Here is a 21,256-nt window from a genome sequence, read left to right as displayed (position 1 = left end):
AGGGGCTCCTCATGAGTGCGTTAAATAAGAAAAGTTTTCTTACTTACCTGAAAGAAGGCGGAATTTACGTTGTTCTTTTGGTTTTGCTGGCGATTATTATTTTCCAGGATCCCACTTTCTTAAGCTTACTAAACCTGAGTAATATTCTCACACAATCCTCGGTGCGTATTATTATCGCATTGGGTGTGGCTGGACTGATTGTTACCCAAGGGACCGACCTGTCGGCGGGGCGTCAGGTTGGCCTGGCGGCAGTGGTGGCAGCGACTTTGTTGCAGTCGATGGAGAATGCCAACAAGGTGTTCCCGGAAATGGCGACGATGCCGATCATTGTAGTGGTGCTGATTGTCTGCGTGATTGGTGCCATTATCGGTCTGGTGAACGGTATTATCATTGCTTACCTGAACGTGACGCCGTTTATTACCACCCTGGGTACGATGATTATCGTTTACGGGATCAACTCCCTGTACTACGACTTCGTCGGCGCATCGCCAATCTCTGGCTTTGACAGCGGATTTTCAACCTTTGCTCAGGGCTTTATTGCACTGGGCAGTTTCCGACTCTCCTACATCACCTTCTACGCGCTGATTGCCGTGGCCTTTGTGTGGGTGCTGTGGAACAAGACCCGCTTCGGTAAAAACATTTTCGCCATCGGCGGAAACCCGGAAGCAGCGAAAGTGTCTGGGGTAAACGTTGCGCTGAACCTGTTGATTATCTATGCGTTGTCTGGCGTGTTCTATGCCTTCGGTGGTTTGCTGGAAGCCGGGCGTATCGGCTCGGCGACCAACAACCTCGGCTTTATGTATGAGCTGGATGCGATTGCGGCGTGCGTGGTTGGTGGCGTGTCGTTCAGCGGCGGGGTAGGTACCGTGTTTGGCGTGGTGACCGGTGTGATTATCTTCACCGTCATCAACTACGGTCTGACCTACATCGGCGTAAACCCTTACTGGCAGTATATTATCAAGGGCGGCATTATCATCTTCGCGGTCGCGCTGGACTCACTGAAGTACGCGCGTAAGAAGTAATCGTACAATGTAAAAAGCCCGGTGCAGCGCAACCTGCACCGGGCTTTTTTATCCGCGTTACAACGTTAACGCATGTTCTTTCTCTCCGGGTTTAAATTTCACCTCGCCCAGATCAATACAGGCTACCGGGCAAACGTGACCGCACAATAAACATCCCACACATTTTTCTGTATTGCAGTGCGGTGTACGGGTTTCCTCATTCCATTCCATCGCCTGATGCCCGCCGTCATAGCAGGAGATGTAGCAACGACCACAGCCGACGCATTTATCAAGATGGATGTTCGGATAGACAATGTAGCTACGGTCAAGCTCCTCGGCGGGGATGATATTGGCATTGGCCAGACCCACCATCTCCTCCAGTGAGTCAAACCCTTGATCGGCGAGGTAATGTGACAGCCCGCTGATCATGTCTTCCACAATCCGATATCCATACTGCATGATCCCGGTGGTCACCTGCAGCGTGGCAGCGCCTAACAGTAAAAACTCGGCGGCATCTTCCCAGGTCTCAATTCCTCCAATGCCGCTAATCGGAAAATCCCGCAGTTCAGGGTGCATGCGTAGTTGTTGGATAAATCTCAAAGCAATAGGTTTAACGGCCTTGCCGGAGTAGCCGGAAATACTGGATTTACCGTTGACGACCGGCATCCCGATTTTCCTGTTCAGGTCGATATTAGTGATGGATTTAACCGTATTGATGGTCGCGATGCCGTCGGCTCCTCCGCGTTTTGCCGCCAGCGCCACCTCACACATATCACCAATATTTGGTGTCATTTTAGCCAGCATTGGCAGGGGCGAACCGCGTTTAACCGCCCGACAGTATTTTTCAACCAACTCAGGGCTTTGTCCTACATCGCTGCCCATAGCATGCGAGGTCATTTGCGGGCAGGAGAAGTTACACTCGATCATATCTGCACCCGCTTCTTCAACCAGGCGGGCCAGTTCCTGCCATTGCTGCTCATTTTCCCCCATGATCGACGCAATCAGGACCTTATCCGGGTAGTCTTGTTTCAGTCGCCGAATAGCAGCCAGATTCTCCTCCAGCGGATGCTCGGCAATTTGCTCCATGTTTTTGAAGCCAATAAAGCCGGTATCTTCTTTGCTGAGATGGTCAAAGCGCGGGGAGACTTCATTCGCAATAAAGAACCCGATCGTTTTAAAAACAATGCCGCCCCAACCGCTATCATAGGCTTTGGCGCACATTTCATAGCAGTTGCCCACCGGAGAGGAAGAGAGGCAGAACGGGTTGGGAAATTTGACGCCGCAAAAGGTAATAGAAAGATCTTTCGTTAACATGAGCAAGCTCCCTCTAAATAGTGATGAATGGCCTGAGCGGCTTCTTTTCCGGTTTTCACGGCGTAAACGACCGTTTTATCGCCTTCAACAATATCGCCCGCAGCAAACAGAGCCGGATCGGCGGTTTGGTAGTTTTGCGTATTGATAAGATTGCGCTGCGGCTTTAACGTGGCGAAATTATCAAGCTGAGCGTGTTGACCGACGGCAAGAATAATGTGCTCGACTTCTAGCGTGAGTTCGCCTGGCAGGCGTACGTGCTTAAAGGTAACTTGATTTCCGCTTACCGCCACGGGCGTGAAACCGTCAATAATCGACACGCCTAATGCCTGGGTGCTGCTGAATTCTTTATCGCTGGCCGGAAAATCAGCCAGTTCTTCACGCGCGACACAAGTGACTGACGGGCAGCCCAGCAGTTTCAACGTACTGGCGACATCCATCGCCACATCGCCACCGCCGATGATCAATGCACTTTTGGCGACGGTAATATCGCCGCTGGCTTGTCGGGCGCGTTGCAGAAAATCGACGGCAATTTCAACGTGATTCGCTTTCTCAAAAAGAGGCAATGTTGAGCCGTAAGACATACCTGGGGTAACCAGTACGGCGCGATATTCTGCTTTGAGTTGCTCAACGGAAAGGGCATTGCCGACTTCACAATTGCACTTGATGGTCACGCCCATTTCAACGATACGGGCAATTTCATGATCCAAAACCGAATGCGGCAAACGAAACTCTGGGATGCCATAGCGCAACCAGCCGCCTGGCTGAGCCTGTTTTTCGAAGATGGTTACGTCATAACCAAGATTGCTCAGCGTTACGCTGGCCTGTAATCCTGCCGGACCTGCACCGATAATGGCGACCTTGCCCAGCGTTTTTGTTGCCGGCTGATATATTTTCATCGCGGTCTGCTGTTCAAAATCGGTTATAAAGCGCTGCAGACGCGCAATATCAATAGGTTTATCAATTCCTGAACGCGTACACCCGCGCTGGCATAATTTTTCGGTTGGGCAAACTCGAGCACACACCGCACCGAGCGCATTATTTTCGCGGATAGTTTCGGCTGCGCCTTTAAAATTACGGAAATAAATGGAGCGAATAAATTTCCCCGGGTCGGTTTGCGCCGGGCAATCCTGACTACAGGGGGCATCGTGACATAATAAACAGCGGGAAGCCTCTTTTATTGCTAATAATGGGGTAAAAGCAGGCGTGAGCTCATCCAGATAATTTTGTTGTGGCATATTTTCTTCCTTAATGCTTGAGTAAATTAAGGCAAACCGTTAATAACAAAATATAAAAAGTGAAAGGCTATTCTTAAGGCTAAGCACTGCAGGAAGAGTATTCTGTGAAAGGATTCACAAATAGAAGATAGTTTGAGGGAAATGCTGACGGGCAGCATTAATCCCTTATCTTGAAATGGTAACTATTATCAAAATATTAGCTATTCTCAAACGCTAATATAAAGGCAAATGCGTTATCGATAAAAAACTAAGTAAATAACCATACCGAAGGATAAGCACCCGCATCCAGCATAAACCAGTACGTAAGACCAAAATTGCAGCGGCTCTTGATTGCGATAAGCGAAAACCGGTTCGCGCGCATTCTTTTTAATTTTATCTACGGCTCCCGAGCGCCAGCCTTTCCAGGCTTCACGAAAACAAAACACGGGAATGAGCAGAAAGGCCAACACGACGAAAAGGGTTTGTACATCCATGCTTATTTTCCTTGTTTCTTTTGTAATTCGAGCAGTTGTTCAGGCGTGACTGCCGGATATCCCTGTGCATCGTCCGGTACCTGATGCATGGTAGGGATAGGGACCAGTGGGCCTAAAAAGCGGGGTTCACGTTTAAAAATGTAGAGATCGGCAAGTGCGCCAAAACGGGCGCCAAATTCACGTACCCGCACGGTGAGCATATCTTTTGGCGAAGGTACGGCGTAGCACTGGGCCTGGATACCCATATGGAGCGCAATAAACAAGGCACGCTCACAATGGAATCGCTGGGTAATAATGATGAAATCGTTGGTATCGAACACCTTACGGGTACGCACGATGGAGTCGAGCGTTCGGAACCCGGCGTAATCAAGCACGATGTCAGCGGGATCGACGCCTGCGGCAATCAGATCTTTACGCATCGTCATGGGTTCGTTGTAGCTTTGCTGTGCGTTGTCGCCGCTTAACAGCAGATAGTTTACCTTCCCGCTGTTATAGGCGTTCAATGCGCCCTGAATGCGGTAGCGGTAATACTGATTGATGACGCCGGTGCGGTAATACTTCGCCGTGCCCAGAACCACACCTACCTGGCGGTAGGGTAAATCCTGCAGTTCGTCGTAAATGTAGGGAGCAGTCTTCCAGCTCATCCACCGATCGAGTCCAAGCACAGTCAAAAGCAGCAAGCCTAGCAGGACTAACAGGCTGTAAAACACGCGCTTTAACATGCAGAAAACTCGTTATTTGGATGGAATTTCAATCAGGCTACTTTACCCGAAGACGTAGCGCAAGAAACAGCAATCTGATTGAGGGGATTTTAGTCACTGTTGCCCGATGGCGTTACGCCATCGGGCAACACGACTTAGTCGAGTAGCACGCGCTCTATATTGTCGCAGCCCAGTGCTTTCAGCGTGGCAGATGTCGCATCCCACTGAATTAACGGCGCATCGGCTTTTTCAGCCAGCACGGCGCGTTGGATATCTGGATAATCATAACCGTTCAGATTCAACAGGTTCAACGCGCCTTGCAGTGGTGGCAGGGTTGGGTTAAAAGCAGCATTTTCAGCATAGCTGCCGCTAAAAATACGACCATCTTTACACTCCAGCGCCACGCCGCTTGGGGATTTGCTGTACGGCATATGACATCTGTTTGCAGCGGTGATTGCTGCCTGGGTCAACGCATCGCCCTGCAGTGCGAAGCCGTGATCCTGATCGTCCATCAGCAGCGTTTTAATCTCCAGATCTTTCGGGCCGAAGGCATCTGGCAGGTAATCGCGCAGCACATGTGGCGCACGTCCCGGCAGATGAATACGTAAATCCAGTCCGCTGTTTAGTTCGTTCATAAACTGGCGACAGTGGCCGCACGGCGTGTAGTTGACGGTGATGGCGGCGAGCCCTTTTTCACCGCGCAGCCAGGCGTGGCTGATAGCGCTTTGCTCGGCATGAACAGTTTGCTGCATGGTCGCGCCCAGGAACTCCATGTTCCCACCGAAGTACCAGTTGCCGCTGATGCCGCGAGAAATAGCCCCAACGTTGAAATTGGACAGTGGAGTACGCGCGCAGGCCGCAGCCAGCGGCAGCAGAGCGAATGCCAGCGCGTCTTCGTCCAGTCCCGATTCGCGTTTCAGCAAAGAGACCTGCTCAGCAGTCAGCATGGCGGGGAAATGCGCATCCGCCAGAACAGGGGCCAGGGCTGATTGCAAGTTATCCGCGAGTTGGGCAAAAGCAGTTTGAAAACGTGGATGCATGGCGATGCCTCATAACAATGTAATGGAATCGTAGTTTACGGGCCCGTTATGGCTTTATATGTGATCCAAATCCCATTGTGTATGCAACTTATGAAACTTAAATGAAAAATGTGCAACGCATCGCAAATAAATAGCTAAAAAATGAAGGTTAACCCACCACCGCCAGAATAATCGGGAACAGGAATGGGGCAACCAACGAGGTGATAATGCCGCAAATAACCAGTGCCAGAGAGCTAAACGCGCCTTCCTGGTAGTCCAGTTCTGCACAGCGTGCGGTACCCAGGGCGTGCGACGCGGTGCCCATTGCCAGCCCCCGAGCGGCCTTGGTGCGAATACGCATCGCATTAAGCAACGTATGACCAAATACTGCCCCGAGGATACCGACAAAAATAACGCATACGGCGCTGATAGCCGGAATACCGCCAATACTGCCTCCCACGGCCATAGCGATAGGCGTGGTGACCGATTTTGGCATGATAGACGCGGCAATTTGCGGTGATGCGCCCATCAACAAAGCGATTGTTGTACCTGTTACCATTGCCACAACGCTCCCGGCAAAACAGATAGCAATGATTGATTTCCAGCGGGCGCGAATTTGGTGCAGCTGTTCGTATAACGGATAGGCCAGCGCGACCACGGCAGGTTGCAGTAAATCGTTCAGTACTTCGCTGCCTTTGAAATAGTGATCGTAGGGAATGCCGGTCAGCAGCAGAATGGGAATAATCACCACCATGGCAACCAGCAGCGGGTTCAATAGCGGCATTTTAAATCGTGCAGCCAGCTTACGTGCGCCAAAAAATACCGCCAGCGTAAGAGGTAACGACCACCAGATATACGACATCATTCTTTTGACCCTTTTTGCCCAACGATTTTGCGTTCACCGTGCACAATGTGCGAGCTCCAACTCACCACCAGGAAAACGACCAGCGTACTGATGGTACAGGACACCACTACCGGACCAAATTGTGCGCGGAGCAGGTCAAAGTACTGCATGATCCCCACACCAATCGGGACAAACAGCAGGGCCATATAACGAATCAGCACGTAGCAGCCAGGGTTAACCCATTTTGCCGGTAACACCTGCAAAGCCAGTAAGACAAACAGAATCAGCATGCCGATAATGCTGCCCGGAATGGTGATAGGAAGTAGCGACGCAAGAAAAATACCTGCGTAGAGGCAGGCATAAATCAGGACGAATGCGCGCAAATATTGCCAGATAACGTTCAGTGCTTTGCTCATAGTTGAAACCCTTGACGAGACTGATTCATCATACAATTAAACTTAAAAACGTGCTACCGATCACATCATGAATTCTAAGCATAGAGGAAATAGATATCTGGAACATCGGGCGATGGCCCTAACTCTCCGCGCTAAGCCTGTGCCAGATAATACAAAAAACGATTCAGGGCGGTAGTAGGTGTTTCGTTGTTGCGCCAGAATACGCCGACGCTGCCTTTTTGTTCAATCTTCGGCAGATTCAGAATAGCCAACTGCCCCTGGGCGGCATACCGTTGTGCCAGACGCAAAGAAAGAATAGAGATCATATCGCTACTTTGCAGCAGGTTGGTACTGACGTTGATCGACGCCGATTCAATGATGTTTTCCGGCAACATGACGCCGTTATCAACCAGCGCGTTATCAATGCTTATCCGGATAGGGGTTCCTGTTGGCCAGACAATCCAGCGCCAGTTCGCCAGATCGTGCCAGGTGAGCAAGGGATATTTTGCCAAGGGATGATCGGGACGGGCGACGAAACAGACCGGCTCGGTATACAGCACCTGGTAATTGAGCGGCAACTGAAGCGCCCGGCCACCGACGCGACCGACGACGACATCCACCGAACCCGCGAGCAGATCGTGCAGCAGCGGGGTCATCACTTTCTCTTCGATATTAAGGTTCAGGGTTGGCAACTCTTTGAGCAAACCCAGTATTGCCAGTGAAACGCAGTCGGTCGCTACGGGTGAGCAGCCAATCTTTAGACTTCCCACCAGGCCGCCTTGCTTAAAACGGGCGATTTCATATTGCGAACGTTCCATATCATTGAGCAGGCGTTGGGCATGCTGCAGTAACAGCTTGCCGCCTTCGGAAGGACGCAAGCCTTTGCTGTGACGTTCAAAGAGGGTGATGCCAATCTCATCTTCGAGCTGTGATAACCATTTTGACAACGCTGGCTGGGTGATATTCATCATCCGTGCGACGTGAGTCAGATTTCCCTGTTCGCCCAGCGCGATAAGCGTTTGCAGGTGTTGCAACTTAAGTTTCTGCGCCCAGTTTGCCATTTGCTATAACCTCCAGGTTATGCCTCTGCATGAAAAGCCATTGTACATTTCATCTCCAAACATACAAAGTCGCAACATACCTAAAACAAAACAGACATCTACTCTACCTGCACTGAGGCATTCACTATGACTCATCAACGTGATCTACAAGCACTGATCGATTCCGCTCCCGTCGGTAAGACCCAGTGGCGCGTTATCATTTGCTGTTTTCTGGTCGTCATGCTCGACGGATTTGATACCGCAGCTATTGGCTTTATCGCTCCCGACATTCGTACTCACTGGCAGCTGACTGCCGGCGATCTGGCGCCGTTGTTTGGCGCAGGCCTGTTGGGGCTAACCGCTGGCGCATTGCTCTGCGGCCCATTGTCTGACCGTTTTGGCCGTAAACGGGTGATTGAACTCTGCGTGGCGCTGTTCGGCGCCCTGAGCCTGATTTCGGCTTTTTCTCCCGATCTACAAACGCTGGTTATTTTGCGATTTCTTACCGGGTTAGGTTTGGGCGGCGCGATGCCAAATACCATCACCATGACGTCAGAGTACCTGCCAGCGCGGCGGCGTGGCGCGCTGGTGACCATGATGTTTTGTGGATTTACCCTGGGGTCGGCGATGGGTGGAATTGTGAGCGCGCAACTGGTGCCGGTTATTGGCTGGCACGGCATTCTGGTGCTGGGAGGCGTTCTACCACTCATGCTGTTTGTGGCTCTGCTGTTTGCGCTACCGGAATCCCCGCGCTGGCAGGTTCGTCGCCAACTGCCGCAAAACGTGATTGCCAGAACCGTTAGCGCCATCACCCGGGAACGTTATGACACGACCCATTTTTATCTCAACGAGGACACAGCGATTGCTAAAGGAAGCATTCGCCAGCTGTTCGTCGGGCGACAGCTGCCCATTACCCTGATGCTATGGTTAGTGTTCTTTATGAGCTTGCTGATTATTTATCTGCTCTCCAGTTGGATGCCAACGCTGTTAAACCATCGTGGAATTGATCTGCAGCATGCCTCATGGGTAACTGCCGCCTTCCAGATTGGAGGAACGCTGGGGGCGCTGGCGCTGGGCATGCTGATGGATAAATACAATCCTTTCCGCGTGCTGGCCGTGAGTTATGCACTGGGCGCAGTGTGCATCGTCATGATTGGCCTGAGCGAGAACGGTCTGTGGTTGATGGCTCTGGCTATTTTTGGCACCGGCATTGGTATCAGCGGTTCTCAGGTTGGTCTAAATGCGTTAACCGCCACGCTATATCCGACACAAAGCCGGGCGACGGGCGTCAGCTGGTCTAATGCGGTGGGGCGCTGCGGCGCGATTGTCGGCTCGCTTTCTGGCGGCGTGATGATGGCGATGAATTTCTCATTCGATAACCTGTTTTTCATTATTGCCGTCCCGGCGGCCATCAGCGCGGTGATGCTTACGCTGCTGACGGTTGTTATCCGCCAGTCGGCCTCTGCCTCAAATACTCTGCCTCGCGCAGGTGTTGTGAATGAATAAGGAGAATCCCTATGTCTGAACTGAATCAGGATGTTAAGAACAGCCGTCAGCAGTTTTACCAGCATATTTCCGGGCAGAATCTGACCCCTCTGTGGGAGTCGCTGCACCGCCTGGTGCCGCCAACACCGAACGCACATTGCGCGCCTGCGTACTGGAACTATCAGGAGATCCGCCCTCTGCTGTTAGAAAGTGGCGATCTGATTGGCGCGAAAGAGGCGATTCGCCGCGTGCTGGTGCTGGAAAACCCAATGTTGCGCGGACAGTCTTCAATCACCCCAACGCTGTACGCAGGATTGCAGTTAATTATGCCGGGCGAGGTTGCGCCGAGTCACCGCCACAACCAGTCTGCACTGCGCTTTATTGTCGAAGGGAAAGGAGCATTTACCGCCGTGGATGGCGAGCGCACCCAGATGCATGAAGGAGATTTTATTCTGACGCCGCAGTGGCGCTGGCACGATCACGGCAACCCGGGTAGTGAACCGGTGGTTTGGCTGGACGGTCTGGACCTGCCGCTGGTGAACCTGCTGGGCTGCGGCTTTGCGGAAGACTACCCGGAAGATCAGCAGCCGGTCACGCGTCAGGAAGGGGATTACTTACCGCGCTACGCGGCCAATATGCTGCCGCTGCGCCATCAGAAGGGTAACTCATCGCCGATTTTTAACTATCGCTACGATCGCAGCCGTGAAGCGCTACATGACCTGACCCGTATGGGCGACGCCGATGAGTGGGACGGTTACAAGATGCGTTACGTAAACCCGGTAACCGGCGGTTATCCCATGCCTTCGATGGGAACCTTCCTGCAACTGTTGCCGCAGGGCTTTTCCTCACGAATGGCGCGTACCACTGACAGCACTATCTATCACGTGGTGGAAGGAAGTGGGCAGGTCACCATCGGTAACGAGATCTTCAACTTTTCGCCAAAAGATATTTTTGTGGTGCCGACCTGGCACGGCGTGTCGTTCCAGACCCACGAAGATACCGTCTTATTCAGTTTTTCGGACAGACCGGTTCAGGAAGCACTGGGGCTGTTCCGTGAAGCACGCTATTAATTTGGGAGAGAAAAAATGATGCAATATGTATTCGAACCACAAGCGCCTGTTACCGTTCCGGTGGTTGGCAGCGATGAACAATTTCCCGTACGCCGCGTTTATTGTGTGGGCCGTAACTATGCCGCTCATGCGCGTGAAATGGGCTTTGATCCGGATCGCGAACCCCCGTTCTTCTTCTGTAAACCTGCTGATGCGGTAGTCCCGGTGGCAGCTGGTCAGATCCTTGAACTGCCGTACCCATCGCAGACCGATAACTATCACTATGAGATAGAGCTGGTGGTGGCGATTGGTAAAAAGGGCAGTGATATTCCGCTGGAAAAAGCGCACGAATATATCTGGGGCTATGCCACCGGTCTGGATATGACCCGCCGTGACCGGCAGATGGAGATGCGTCAGATGGGGCGTCCGTGGGAAATCGGTAAAGCGTTTGATCTCTCCGCGCCCATCGCGCCGTTGCATAAAGCCAGCGAAAGTGTGGATGTTAACCATGCGCCAATCTGGTTGCAGGTCAACGGCGACGATCACCAGCGTAGCGATATTCGCCACCTCATCTGGTCTGTGAATGAAACCATCAGCTATCTGTCAGGCTTTTTCGAACTGCAGCCAGGCGATCTGATCTACACCGGTACACCCGAAGGCGTAGGGGCGGTAGTGAAAGGGGATGTGATCACCGGAAACGTAGACGGTTTAACCCCCATCGCCGTGAAGATTGTCTGAGGTGCATAATGAAGCTGTACAGTTTCTTTAATAGCTCCGCGTCATATCGTGTACGCATTGCGCTGGCGCTGAAGGGGCTCGATTACCAGACGGTGGGCGTCAATATTCGCATTGGTCAGCAGAACGAACTGGCCTACCGGCGGATGAACCCGTTGGGGCTGGTGCCGACGCTGGTGACCGATGACGGAGAATCACTCGGGCAGTCTCTGGCGATAACCGACTGGCTGGATCATCACTTTCCGCAGTCGCCGCTGCTGCCTGCTGACTTCCCGACGCGCAGTAAGGTGCTGGAAATTGTTTATGCCATCGCCTGTGATATCCATCCCGTAAATAACATGCGGGTACTACGCTACCTGAGCGAAGAGTTAAAAGTCAGTGAAGAAGATAAAAAACGCTGGTATGCGCACTGGATCCAGCAAGGGTTAAGCGCGGTGGAACAAATGCTGCGCCAGAGCCACTCGGAGACGTTTTGCGTGGGGGACGCACCGACGCTGGCGGATTGCTGTCTGATCCCGCAGTGGGCAAATGCGTTGCGGATGGGTTGCGATCTGAGCGGATATCCGCGCTGTCAGGCGGTATATGATGCCTGTACCCAACTTCCGGCGTTTATCGCCGCCGCGCCCGAGAATCAACAAGACAAAATTCCAGCCTGATAAGGAGAACGACAATGGCTAAAGTGACACGCGCAATTATCGTGGGTGGCGGGATTGGCGGCGCGGCGACCGCGCTATCGCTGGCCCGTCAGGGCATTAAAGTGATGTTGCTGGAGAAAGCGCACGAGATTGGTGAAATTGGCGCAGGTATTCAGCTCGGGCCGAATGCATTCTCTGCTCTGGACAGCCTTGGTGTGGGGGAAGTTGCCCGTCAACGCGCCGTTTTTACCGACCACATCACGATGATGGATGCGGTAAATGCGAAAGAGGTAGTACGGATTGAAACCGGGCAGGCGTTCCGCGATCACTTTGGCGGTCCTTATGCGGTTATCCATCGAGTTGATATTCACGCCAGCGTTTGGGAAGCGGCGCTGGTGAATCCTAACGTTGAGTATCGCACTTCAACTAATGTGGTTGATATTCGCCAGACAGAGAATGACGTGACGGTATTTGACGAGCACGGCAACAGCTGGACGGCGGATATTCTGGTGGGCTGTGACGGTGTAAAATCGGTTGTTCGTCAGTCTCTGATTGGCGATGCTCCACGGGTTACCGGGCACGTGGTCTATCGCGCCGTGATTGATTGCGATGATATGCCGGAAGATTTGCGCATTAACGCGCCGGTATTGTGGGCCGGACCGCATTGTCATCTGGTGCACTATCCACTGCGCGGCGGCAAACAGTACAACCTGGTGGTGACCTTCCACAGTCGTCAGCAGGAGGAGTGGGGGGTGAAGGATGGTAGCAAAGAGGAAGTGCTCTCCTATTTTGCGGGTATTCATCCACGTCCCCGTCAGATGCTGGATAAACCGACGTCATGGCGGCGCTGGTCAACCGCCGATCGTGAGCCGGTAGAGAAATGGGGAACCGACCGCATCACGCTGGTGGGAGATGCCGCGCACCCGGTGGCGCAATATATGGCGCAAGGAGCCTGTATGGCGCTGGAAGATGCTGTCACGCTAGGTAAAGCGTTACAGCAGTGTGACGGCGATGCGGCTGATGCCTTTGCGCTGTATGAGTCGGTGCGTATTCCGCGTACCGCACGCATCGTCTGGTCAACGCGCGAAATGGGACGCGTCTACCATGCCGCAGGTGTCGAGCGTCAGGTGCGTAATCTGTTGTGGAAAGACAAATCGCAGGCGGAATTTTATCGCGGTATGGAATGGTTATACGGCTGGAAAGAAGATAACTGCCTGCTGCCACGCTGAGCCTCTTTAATCTCCCGAACGGAGGCGCTACCATAGCGCCTCTTTTTTTGCGGGTGACGATATGCGTGTTTTACTGGCGCCGATGGAAGGCGTGCTCGACTCACTGGTGCGCGAGCTGCTGACTGAAGTGAATGATTACGATCTGTGCATCACCGAGTTTGTGCGCGTGGTGGATCAGCTCCTGCCGGCAAAAGTATTTCATCGACTCTGCCCGGAACTGCATAACAACAGCCGGACGCCATCCGGCACGTTGGTTCGCATTCAGCTGTTAGGACAGTATCCGCAGTGGCTGGCGGAGAATGCCGCGCGTGCGGTAGAACTGGGATCGTACGGTGTCGATCTGAACTGTGGTTGTCCGTCGAAGCTGGTGAACGGCAGCGGCGGTGGCGCAACGTTACTGAAAGATCCTGAGCTTATCTACCGGGGCGCAAAAGCTATGCGCGAGGCGGTCCCGGCTCATCTCCCGGTGACGGTGAAAGTGCGTCTGGGCTGGGATAACAGCGATCGGCAGTTTGAAATTGCCGATGCCGTGCAGCAGGCTGGCGCCAGCGAACTGGCGGTGCATGGTCGAACCAAGGAACAGGGCTATAAGGCAGAACATATTAACTGGCAGGCGATTGGCGAGATCCGCCAGCGACTGACTATTCCGGTTATCGCGAATGGCGAAATCTGGGACTGGCAGAGCGCCCAGGATTGTATGGCCATCAGCGGATGCGATGCGGTGATGATCGGACGTGGCGCATTAAATATTCCAAACCTGAGCCGCGTGGTGAAATACAACGAGCCGCGTATGCCGTGGCCTGATGTCGTGACGCTGTTGCAAAAATATACCCGTCTTGAAAAGCAGGGGGACACCGGGCTGTATCATGTAGCGCGGATTAAGCAGTGGTTAGGGTATCTGCGAAAAGAATATTCAGAGGCAACCGCGCTGTTTCAGGAAATTCGTGCGTTAAACAGTTCGCCGGATATCGCGCGTGCGATTCAGGCTATTACCCTTTGAACACAGCTGATGCGCCAGACCGGAATAAATGCTAATGCCTTATCCGGACTGGCTGATAGGCAGCAATATCAAAAAATCATCTTAAACACGCCTGTTACCACCAACAGTCCAATCAGAAAAATAATCAGAATAACCCACAGCAGAATTTTCATTAACTTTCCTTTTTTTGGTAAGTTCAGATTGAGTATAGGAAAGTATTAATCATTCTGCCTGGAGGCGCTGTTATGCAGGTTTACGTGCGCTGAGCAGAAACACCATCGGCCGCTCTTTTTCTTCATCTAACGCTGGGTTTTCAGCAATCTGTTGCGCGGAAGGTCCCCATTCATCGACACAAACGATGTCGAATCCGGCCCCAATCAGCGCATTAATCCAGGTCGCCAGCTTACGATGCTGTTTTTTGACGCCCTCAGCAAACCAGTTACTGATGCGCTCACCTTCCTGCTGATAATGATAAATCGGCCAGGAGAGTTGCCCGGTTTTATCTTTGATCCAGCCCTGGTTAAGCGGTGCGGTATAAATTGGATGCTCAGCAGAGAAAACCAACATACCTCCCGGTGTTAATGACTGGTAAATGGTTACGAATAATCGTTCTATATCGTGCAAATAGTGCAGGGCAAGCGAGCTATAAACCAGATCAAAGGAATTTGGGGACAAGGTAAGCGTTTCGAGATCTTCACGCTGATAAACGATGCCATTACCCTGCGTCATACTGTGCGCCTGAGTTAACATTTTTTGTGAAATATCCAGTCCCACTACACTGGCAGCCTGATTATCGCGTGCGTAGCGGCAAAACCAGCCATATCCACAGCCCAAATCAAGAATGTTTTTGCCTTGAAGAGAGGGGAGCATCGCTTGTATTGTCGGCCATTCTGGCGCGCCGTCGAGCCCCTTTACTGAACGATCCAGCGTGGCATATCCGGCAAAGAACTCAGGATCGTCATAGATATTCTGTGACATAAAATCTCCATCTATTAATTATTAAAACTATTTAACCTATATTATTCGCGAGGTGTATATTTTTCTGATTTTATATTTTTATTGCCAAAGATGTATTGCCACGCGTAACTAAAAAAGCAAAAGCGACAAGTCGTAATCTCTGCACATCTTTTCTTACCTGTATATCTCCATGAATCGTAATTCTGTGTTTATCACCACGGCATTGTTGCCGCTTTTTGTTCTGATGGCAGGCTGTGCGCCTATGCATGATGACCGCCAGTCTCTGTCACAGCAGACCCCTGCTGCGAATGTCGATACCACATTGCCTGCCGCGTTAAAAAATGGCTGGCCGGACAGCCAGTGGTGGAGGGCATATCACGACCCACAACTTAATGCGTTGATTGACAGCACGTTGCGAAATTCTCCTGATATGCAGGTAGCGGAACAGCGCATTCAACTGGCGGAGGCGCAGGCTAAGGCTGTGGAAGCACAGGATGGCCCGGAGATCGACTTCTCCGCAGACGTTGAGCGTCAGAGAATGTCAGCTGAGGGGCTGATGGGACCGTTTGCCATTACCGATCCGGCCGCCGGAACAACAGGACCGTGGTACACCAATGGAACCTTTGGTTTAACCGCTGGCTGGAATCTGGATCTGTGGGGTAAAAATCGGGCTGAAGTGACGGCGCGTATTGGGGCCGTTAAGGCACGTGAGGCTGAGCGCGAGCAAACCCGGCAGCTGCTGGCGAGCGGTGTCTCCCGCCTTTACTGGGAATGGCAGACGCAGGCGGCGCTGAAAACCGTACTGACGCAAATCGAAAGCGAGCAGCAAAATGTGATAACCGTCGATCGTCAGCTGTATCAAAACGGTCTAACTTCTTCAGTGGAAGGCGTTGAAACTGATATTGATTCCAGCAAAACAGAGCAGCAGTTGAATGATGTCAGCGGTAAAATGAAAGTGATTGAAGCACGGCTGAGCGCGCTGACCAATGCCCAGTCCACTGCCCTGAAGCTCCATTCGACCCCACTGCCCGCGGTCGAAAGCCAGCTCCCGTCACAATTGGGTTACTCGCTACTGGCCCGCCGCCCGGATTTACAGGCGGCGCACTGGTACATTGAATCATCGCTGAGCAGCATTGATGCGGCGAAAGCGGCTTTTTATCCCGATGTGAATCTGATGGCATTTTTACAACAGGATGCGTTACATCTGAGTGACCTGTTCCGCCATTCCGCGCAGCAAATGGGCGTAACCGCCGGGCTGACACTGCCTATCTTTGACAGCGGCAGGCTGAACGCAAATCTCGATATTACGAAAGCGCAAAGCAACCTGACGGTGGCGAATTACAACAAAGCGGTGGTGGATGCGGTGAATGACGTGGCACGTGCTGCATCGCAGGTAGAAACATTAGCGCAGAAAAATCAGCATCAGCAGCAGATTGAACATGACGCTCAGCGCGTAGTGGGGCTGGCTCAGGCACGCTTTAATGCGGGTATTATTGCGGGCTCCAGGGTCAGCAAGGCAAAGATCCCGGCATTACGTGAGCAGTGCAACGGTCTGCTTTTGCAGGGCCAATGGCTGGATGCCTCAATTCAGTTGACCAGTGCGCTGGGCGGCGGTTATCACGCGTCCTGATTAATCGGCCCGACGGTGTTCTGCTGTCGGGCCATCTTCATTGCGCTTTACGCGTGCTTCGCCGTTTCATCCACCAGCGGACGCCCGCGACAATCCCGATAACCAGCACCAGCCAGATGCCATGCTTGATATGCTGGTCAAGGCTGTGCAGCCACGGCGCTATCACTTCACCACCGATGTAGCCCAGAGTAGTAAATAACGATGCCCAGACAAACGCGCCAAGAATATTTAGCGGTAAAAAGATCTTCGGCGGCAGGTGACTGGCGCCAATCAGTAAGGGACCAATAACGCGAAAGCCGTACATAAAGCGCGTACCGACTACAAACAGGTAAGGACGTCGCTGGATTATCTTCTGTGCGTAATCAATTTTCGCCTGGTGGCGCGAGAAACGCTGCAAAATTTTGCCGCCAAAACGACGTCCGAGTAAATAAAGCAACTGATCGCCAATCATCCCGCCCAGCGCGACCGAGAGTACCACCAGGGGAAATTTCAGGACGCCCTGATGCGCCGCAACGCCGCCTAACAGGGTAATGGTTTCGCCTTCCGCCAGACTGCCGATGATTAACGCAGCATAGCCGTATTGCGCAACATAATGATTTATATCCATACGATTGTATGACCTCCACTGCTAATAGCATACACCCTATGATTATTTGATGCCGGAAAAGCCGCGTAGTAGCGCTTAAGGTCGCTCAGCTCTCCAATGCCTGATGGCGCTTCGCTTATCATGCCTACGCCTGAACAAACTTTTTACCCGGCGCTTCGGTATTTTTTCTGTGTACATAAAATAATCAAAAGCTGAATTATACTTGAAGTGTTGAGGTCCGGAGCTGACAACAAGGGGGCGGTATGAACCATGTCTGGGGGTTGTTTTCCCATCCCGATCGTGAAATGCACGTGATCAACAGCGAAAACGAAAGCGTTTCGCATCACTATACCCACCATGTACTGCTGATGGCGGCAATCCCGGTGGTTTGCGCGTTTATCGGTACTACACAAATCGGCTGGAATTTTGGCGATGGCAATATCCTGAAGCTATCTCTGTTGACCGGATTTGCGATGGCAATTCTGTTTTACGGGGTGATGCTGGCGGGCGTCGCCGTTATGGGGCGGGTTATCTGGTGGATGGCGCGTAATTACCCGCAGCGCCCGTCGCTGGCGCATTGTATGGTTTTTGCAGGATATGTCGCGACGCCGCTGTTTTTAAGCGGACTGGTCGCACTTTATCCGCTGGTCTGGCTGTGCGCATTGGTGGGGACCATCGCGTTGTTTTACACCGGCTATTTACTTTATCTCGGTATACCTACGTTCCTGAATATCACACGCGAGGAAGGGTTAAGTTTTTCCAGTTCGACGCTGGCGATCGGTGTGCTGGTACTGGAAGTTCTGCTGGCTATTACGGTAATCCTGTGGGGTTACGGCTACCGATTATTCTGACGGATAAACCTGTCTGCGCTGCGTTGTTGACGTAAAAGTCAGCAACGCAGCATTTCGAGACGATTCTCCTGTGGCGGCAAACCTGCCGGATCGCTATGATGCCTGAGCTAGCTTGAGATAATACTTAGTCTCTGGCGGTGTGCGTTGTGACGTGCGTGAACCATTATCAGAAATCTCATCATGCTGAAATTCCGAGTTTCATTATTAAGCCTTGCCCTGGTGCTGGCCGTTCCTTTTGCACCCCAAGCCGTGGCGAAAACGGCAACTACCGCAGCGGCTTCTCAACCTGAGATAGCGTCCGGTAGCGCGATGATTGTTGATCTGAATACCAACAAAGTTATCTATTCGAACCACCCGGACCTTGTGCGTCCGATTGCGTCGATTACCAAATTAATGACCGCGATGGTGGTGCTTGATGCACGACTGCCGTTGGATGAGAAACTGAAAGTTGATATCAGTCAGACACCGGAAATGAAAGGCATCTACTCTCGTGTGCGACTGAACAGTGAAATTAGCCGTAAAGACATGCTACTGCTGGCGCTGATGTCGTCAGAAAACCGTGCGGCAGCCAGTCTGGCGCACCATTACCCTGGCGGTTATAACGCGTTTATTAAAGCCATGAATGCCAAAGCGAAAGCGCTCGGCATGACTCAGACACGCTTTGTGGAACCAACCGGCTTATCGATTCATAACGTCTCGACAGCTCGTGATTTAACCAAGCTGCTGATCGCCAGCAAGCAGTATCCGCTGATTGGCCAGTTAAGCACTACGCGTGAAGATATGGCGACCTTTGCCAACCCGGCTTATACGCTGCCATTCCGTAACACCAACCATCTGGTATACCGCGATAACTGGAATATTCAGTTAACCAAAACCGGATTTACCAATGCGGCAGGCCACTGTCTGGTGATGCGCACCGTGATCAATAACAAACCGGTGGCGCTGGTGGTGATGGATGCGTTCGGTAAATATACCCACTTTGCCGATGCCAGCCGTTTACGCACCTGGATTGAAACCGGCAAGGTGATGCCGGTTCCGGCGGCAGCGCTGAGCTACAAAAAGCAAAAAGCGGCGCAGATGGCGGCGGCAGGTTCAGCTACGGGTGAGCAAACCGCGCAAAACGATTAAACCGTAGGCCGGGCAAGCGAAGCGCCCCCGGCAACGTGCCCGATGGCGCTTACGCTTATCGGGCCTACGATTCTTTCCAGAACTTTTGCTTACTCGTTTTACCAATACCCGGATTCATACTGTTGGTGGGGTCATTCTCGCGGTAAAAACGGGTTAATGTTTCCGGTGCTTTATACAGATGTCCGACGTTATGCTCTGCCGGGTACTGTGCTCCGCGCTCGTGCAGAAGCTCCAGCATCTGCTCTTTTAGCGCATGTGCATCCACGCCTTTTTTCACGATGTAATCCTGATGGAATACATAGCACATAAAGTGACCGTAATAGAGCTTATGCACCAGTTGACTGTCGATTTCTGGCGGCAGATGCTCATACCATTCGGTGTCGTTACGACGCAGCGCGATATCCAGCGCCAGAATATCTTCTACTTCATCGGCATGTACGGCCTGATAACGAATCGCCGCGCCAGCCGCCGCAAAGCGATGCAAAAACGCCTTGCTGCCTTCTTCTGGGGTACAGGCAAAGAAGTCGCCTTCAGCGGTTTTGAAATATTCGCTGAGCCAGTTTTGCGCTTCAGCCACGCCGCCACCGGCCATTTTTAACAGCAGGTGATGCTCGTACTTATCGCGCCAGCTTTTCATGCGTGCCGGTAAGTGGCTGGGGAACAAATGACCAAATTTCTGCATTGCCCGGTCGGTGAAATGCGGACGGAAAATTTTCACTTTTTCCAGCATCGCATCGGTGCGACCTTTCAGGGTGAAAAAGAACGGCATTTTATCGGTGCCGAGCTTGTCGATCATCAGAAACGTATCTTTGCCATATTGCTCGGCGATGTCGTAAATATCGCGGTGCATATATTCACCAGCGACCGGCAGGTGCTCAAATTTTGCCAGAATATGACGGCGGATTTCCGTCAGCACTTCAGGCTGATTGGTACCGATGTAAAAGACCTGCTGATTTTTTTCGGCTTCGAAGGTGTCCAGACGCACGGCGAAAACCGCGAGCTTACCTGCACAACCGGATGATTCAAACAAGCGATCCGGATCGGCGTTATAGCGGGCGGGCGTGTCCGCCTCAATATCTCTGACGCGGGTGACATAGTCGTGATCGTGCGCGTGTCGTCCGTCGTGGCGGACATCGTCATCTTTAATCCGCTCGTCATCAAGTTTGCTCAGGATCTGTTCCGGGGTCTGGCCCAGCTCGATACCCAGATGGTTGACCAACTGCAATTTACCTTGTTCGTCAATACGCGCAAACAGCGACATCTCGGTATATGCCGGGCCGCGCTGTACCAGCGAGCCGCCGGAGTTGTTGCAAATGCCGCCAATTACCGAAGCGCCAATACAGGATGACCCGATCACAGAATGTGGCTCACGGCCAAACGGTTTGAGCGCCTTTTCCAGCGAATACAACGTTGTACCGGGATAAGCCAGCACTTGTTCGCCTTTGCCGATGACGTGCAGTTTATCCAGGCGCAGGGTGCTGATAATGACAATTTCGCGGTCGTAATCATTTCCGCTCGGCGTAGAGCCTTCGGTCAGGCCGGTATTGGCGGCCTGCATCAGGATAATTTTATCTGCGGCGACGCAAGCATTGAGAACGCGCCACAGCTCTAAAAGCGAGCCGGGGAACACGACGGCGAGCGCTTCGCCCTGGCCGGAGCGGAATCCCTTGCGATAGCGGGCCGTTTTAGCAGGTTCAGTGAGCAGGTGAGAATGACCAACCAGACGGGTCAGTTCATTCAGGAAAGCTTTATTATCTGTTGTAATGGAAGACATTCTCCACTCCTTGTGGTGAGACTCAATATCAGGAACAAGCATAGCGCTTTGTATGACAATACGCTTTCTCATTCATATTGTCTCTGGTTCGTCTTCTAATGATTTGCGCTGGTTTTGAAAATTAGGAGAATAACCTTAGCTTTCTTTATCGCTCCCGTTTAGTCTTACGGCAAACTGCGGTTTTTGTTATATTTTC

22 protein-coding genes are annotated in these 21,256 nt (G+C 52.2%); 10 read left to right on the top strand and 12 right to left on the bottom strand.

Annotated elements, in window-relative coordinates; genetic code table 11:
• The first annotated feature begins 11 nt into the window (after positions 1-11).
• Positions 12-1,022, top strand: a complete 1,011-nt coding sequence (gene mglC / locus OGV89_RS08405) for a galactose/methyl galactoside ABC transporter permease MglC (protein ID WP_003027393.1) — start codon at positions 12-14, stop codon at positions 1,020-1,022.
• Positions 1,023-1,079: 57 nt separating this feature from the next.
• On the opposite strand, the gene preA is transcribed toward mglC, so the two are convergent.
• The 8 genes from preA to OGV89_RS08365 form a co-directional block, all read right to left on the bottom strand.
• A complete protein-coding gene (gene preA / locus OGV89_RS08400) occupies positions 1,080-2,315 on the bottom strand; it encodes an NAD-dependent dihydropyrimidine dehydrogenase subunit PreA (RefSeq protein ID WP_057063021.1) in 1,236 nt (411 codons plus the stop codon).
• Positions 2,309-3,550 carry an NAD(P)-dependent oxidoreductase gene (locus tag OGV89_RS08395; RefSeq protein WP_286558508.1) on the bottom strand — a complete coding sequence of 414 codons (1,242 nt, stop codon included), beginning with the start codon at positions 3,548-3,550 and terminating at the stop codon, positions 2,309-2,311. Before OGV89_RS08395 ends, preA begins: the two co-directional genes overlap by 7 nt.
• 233 nt (positions 3,551-3,783) lie before the next feature.
• Entirely contained in the window at positions 3,784-4,023 is a 240-nt protein-coding gene (locus OGV89_RS08390) for a DUF2542 family protein (protein WP_003027385.1), read from the bottom strand.
• 2 nt (positions 4,024-4,025) lie between these two features.
• Positions 4,026-4,745 (bottom strand): outer membrane permeability protein SanA, encoded by a 720-nt coding sequence (gene sanA, locus OGV89_RS08385; RefSeq protein WP_003027383.1) that lies wholly within the window; start codon positions 4,743-4,745, stop codon positions 4,026-4,028.
• A gap of 134 nt (positions 4,746-4,879) precedes the next feature.
• Positions 4,880-5,764 (bottom strand): cytidine deaminase, encoded by an 885-nt coding sequence (gene cdd, locus OGV89_RS08380; protein WP_003027381.1) that lies wholly within the window; start codon positions 5,762-5,764, stop codon positions 4,880-4,882.
• A gap of 148 nt (positions 5,765-5,912) precedes the next feature.
• On the bottom strand, positions 5,913-6,608 hold the full coding sequence (locus OGV89_RS08375; RefSeq protein ID WP_003027380.1) for a CidB/LrgB family autolysis modulator: 696 nt from the start codon (positions 6,606-6,608) through the stop codon (positions 5,913-5,915).
• Entirely contained in the window at positions 6,605-7,003 is a 399-nt protein-coding gene (locus tag OGV89_RS08370) for a CidA/LrgA family protein (protein ID WP_003027379.1), read from the bottom strand. Before OGV89_RS08370 ends, OGV89_RS08375 begins: the two co-directional genes overlap by 4 nt.
• A 131-nt stretch (positions 7,004-7,134) precedes the next feature.
• The gene (locus OGV89_RS08365) at positions 7,135-8,043 is read right to left on the bottom strand and encodes a LysR substrate-binding domain-containing protein (RefSeq protein ID WP_003840122.1); all 909 of its coding nucleotides are present in this window, start codon (positions 8,041-8,043) and stop codon (positions 7,135-7,137) included.
• A 126-nt stretch (positions 8,044-8,169) separates the two neighbouring features.
• On the opposite strand from OGV89_RS08365, the gene mhbT reads away from it, so the two are divergent.
• The 6 genes from mhbT to dusC all read left to right on the top strand — a co-directional run bounded on the left by mhbT (position 8,170) and on the right by dusC (position 14,155).
• Complete coding sequence (gene mhbT / locus OGV89_RS08360) at positions 8,170-9,528, top strand: 3-hydroxybenzoate transporter MhbT (RefSeq protein ID WP_193862918.1); 1,359 nt, start codon at positions 8,170-8,172, stop codon at positions 9,526-9,528.
• A gap of 11 nt (positions 9,529-9,539) precedes the next feature.
• Positions 9,540-10,577, top strand: coding sequence for a gentisate 1,2-dioxygenase (gene gtdA, locus OGV89_RS08355; RefSeq protein ID WP_003027376.1), 1,038 nt, complete (start codon positions 9,540-9,542; stop codon positions 10,575-10,577).
• Positions 10,578-10,592: 15 nt separating this feature from the next.
• Complete coding sequence (locus tag OGV89_RS08350) at positions 10,593-11,294, top strand: fumarylacetoacetate hydrolase family protein (protein ID WP_048232381.1); 702 nt, start codon at positions 10,593-10,595, stop codon at positions 11,292-11,294.
• Between the two features lie 8 nt (positions 11,295-11,302).
• Positions 11,303-11,947: a maleylacetoacetate isomerase gene (gene maiA / locus OGV89_RS08345; protein WP_003845200.1), complete on the top strand. Its 645-nt coding sequence runs from the start codon at positions 11,303-11,305 to the stop codon at positions 11,945-11,947.
• Between the two features lie 14 nt (positions 11,948-11,961).
• A complete protein-coding gene (locus tag OGV89_RS08340; RefSeq protein ID WP_003845202.1) occupies positions 11,962-13,155 on the top strand; it encodes a 3-hydroxybenzoate 6-monooxygenase in 1,194 nt (397 codons plus the stop codon).
• Positions 13,156-13,216: 61 nt separating this feature from the next.
• Positions 13,217-14,155: a tRNA dihydrouridine(16) synthase DusC gene (gene dusC, locus OGV89_RS08335; RefSeq protein ID WP_048232377.1), complete on the top strand. Its 939-nt coding sequence runs from the start codon at positions 13,217-13,219 to the stop codon at positions 14,153-14,155.
• Positions 14,156-14,223: 68 nt separating this feature from the next.
• On the opposite strand, the gene yohP is transcribed toward dusC, so the two are convergent.
• Positions 14,224-14,307, bottom strand: a complete 84-nt coding sequence (yohP, locus tag OGV89_RS23000; RefSeq protein WP_015572324.1) for a small membrane protein YohP — start codon at positions 14,305-14,307, stop codon at positions 14,224-14,226.
• Between the two features lie 70 nt (positions 14,308-14,377).
• The gene (locus tag OGV89_RS08330; protein ID WP_286558504.1) at positions 14,378-15,112 is read right to left on the bottom strand and encodes a class I SAM-dependent methyltransferase; all 735 of its coding nucleotides are present in this window, start codon (positions 15,110-15,112) and stop codon (positions 14,378-14,380) included.
• 169 nt (positions 15,113-15,281) lie between these two features.
• On the opposite strand from OGV89_RS08330, the gene mdtQ reads away from it, so the two are divergent.
• A complete protein-coding gene (gene mdtQ, locus OGV89_RS08325) occupies positions 15,282-16,721 on the top strand; it encodes a multidrug resistance outer membrane protein MdtQ (RefSeq protein WP_003840138.1) in 1,440 nt (479 codons plus the stop codon).
• 37 nt (positions 16,722-16,758) lie between these two features.
• On the opposite strand, the gene OGV89_RS08320 is transcribed toward mdtQ, so the two are convergent.
• On the bottom strand, positions 16,759-17,328 hold the full coding sequence (locus tag OGV89_RS08320) for a DedA family protein (protein ID WP_003027365.1): 570 nt from the start codon (positions 17,326-17,328) through the stop codon (positions 16,759-16,761).
• Between the two features lie 242 nt (positions 17,329-17,570).
• On the opposite strand from OGV89_RS08320, the gene OGV89_RS08315 reads away from it, so the two are divergent.
• Both OGV89_RS08315 and pbpG read left to right on the top strand, forming a co-directional pair.
• Positions 17,571-18,158: a Yip1 family protein gene (locus tag OGV89_RS08315; RefSeq protein WP_003840142.1), complete on the top strand. Its 588-nt coding sequence runs from the start codon at positions 17,571-17,573 to the stop codon at positions 18,156-18,158.
• 180 nt (positions 18,159-18,338) lie between these two features.
• Positions 18,339-19,286 carry a D-alanyl-D-alanine endopeptidase gene (pbpG, locus tag OGV89_RS08310; RefSeq protein WP_003027363.1) on the top strand — a complete coding sequence of 316 codons (948 nt, stop codon included), beginning with the start codon at positions 18,339-18,341 and terminating at the stop codon, positions 19,284-19,286.
• Positions 19,287-19,350: 64 nt separating this feature from the next.
• Here pbpG and dld read toward each other — a convergent pair whose 3' ends face one another.
• Positions 19,351-21,060, bottom strand: coding sequence for a D-lactate dehydrogenase (gene dld, locus OGV89_RS08305; RefSeq protein WP_003027361.1), 1,710 nt, complete (start codon positions 21,058-21,060; stop codon positions 19,351-19,353).
• Between the last annotated feature and the right edge of the window lie 196 nt (positions 21,061-21,256).

Origin of the sequence: Citrobacter sp. Cf125, from assembly GCF_030333935.1 — a bacterium.
Lineage (GTDB): Bacteria > Pseudomonadota > Gammaproteobacteria > Enterobacterales > Enterobacteriaceae > Citrobacter > Citrobacter freundii.
The sequence above is the reverse complement of the archived record's forward strand: the minus strand, read 5'-3'. Positions and strand labels throughout refer to the sequence as shown.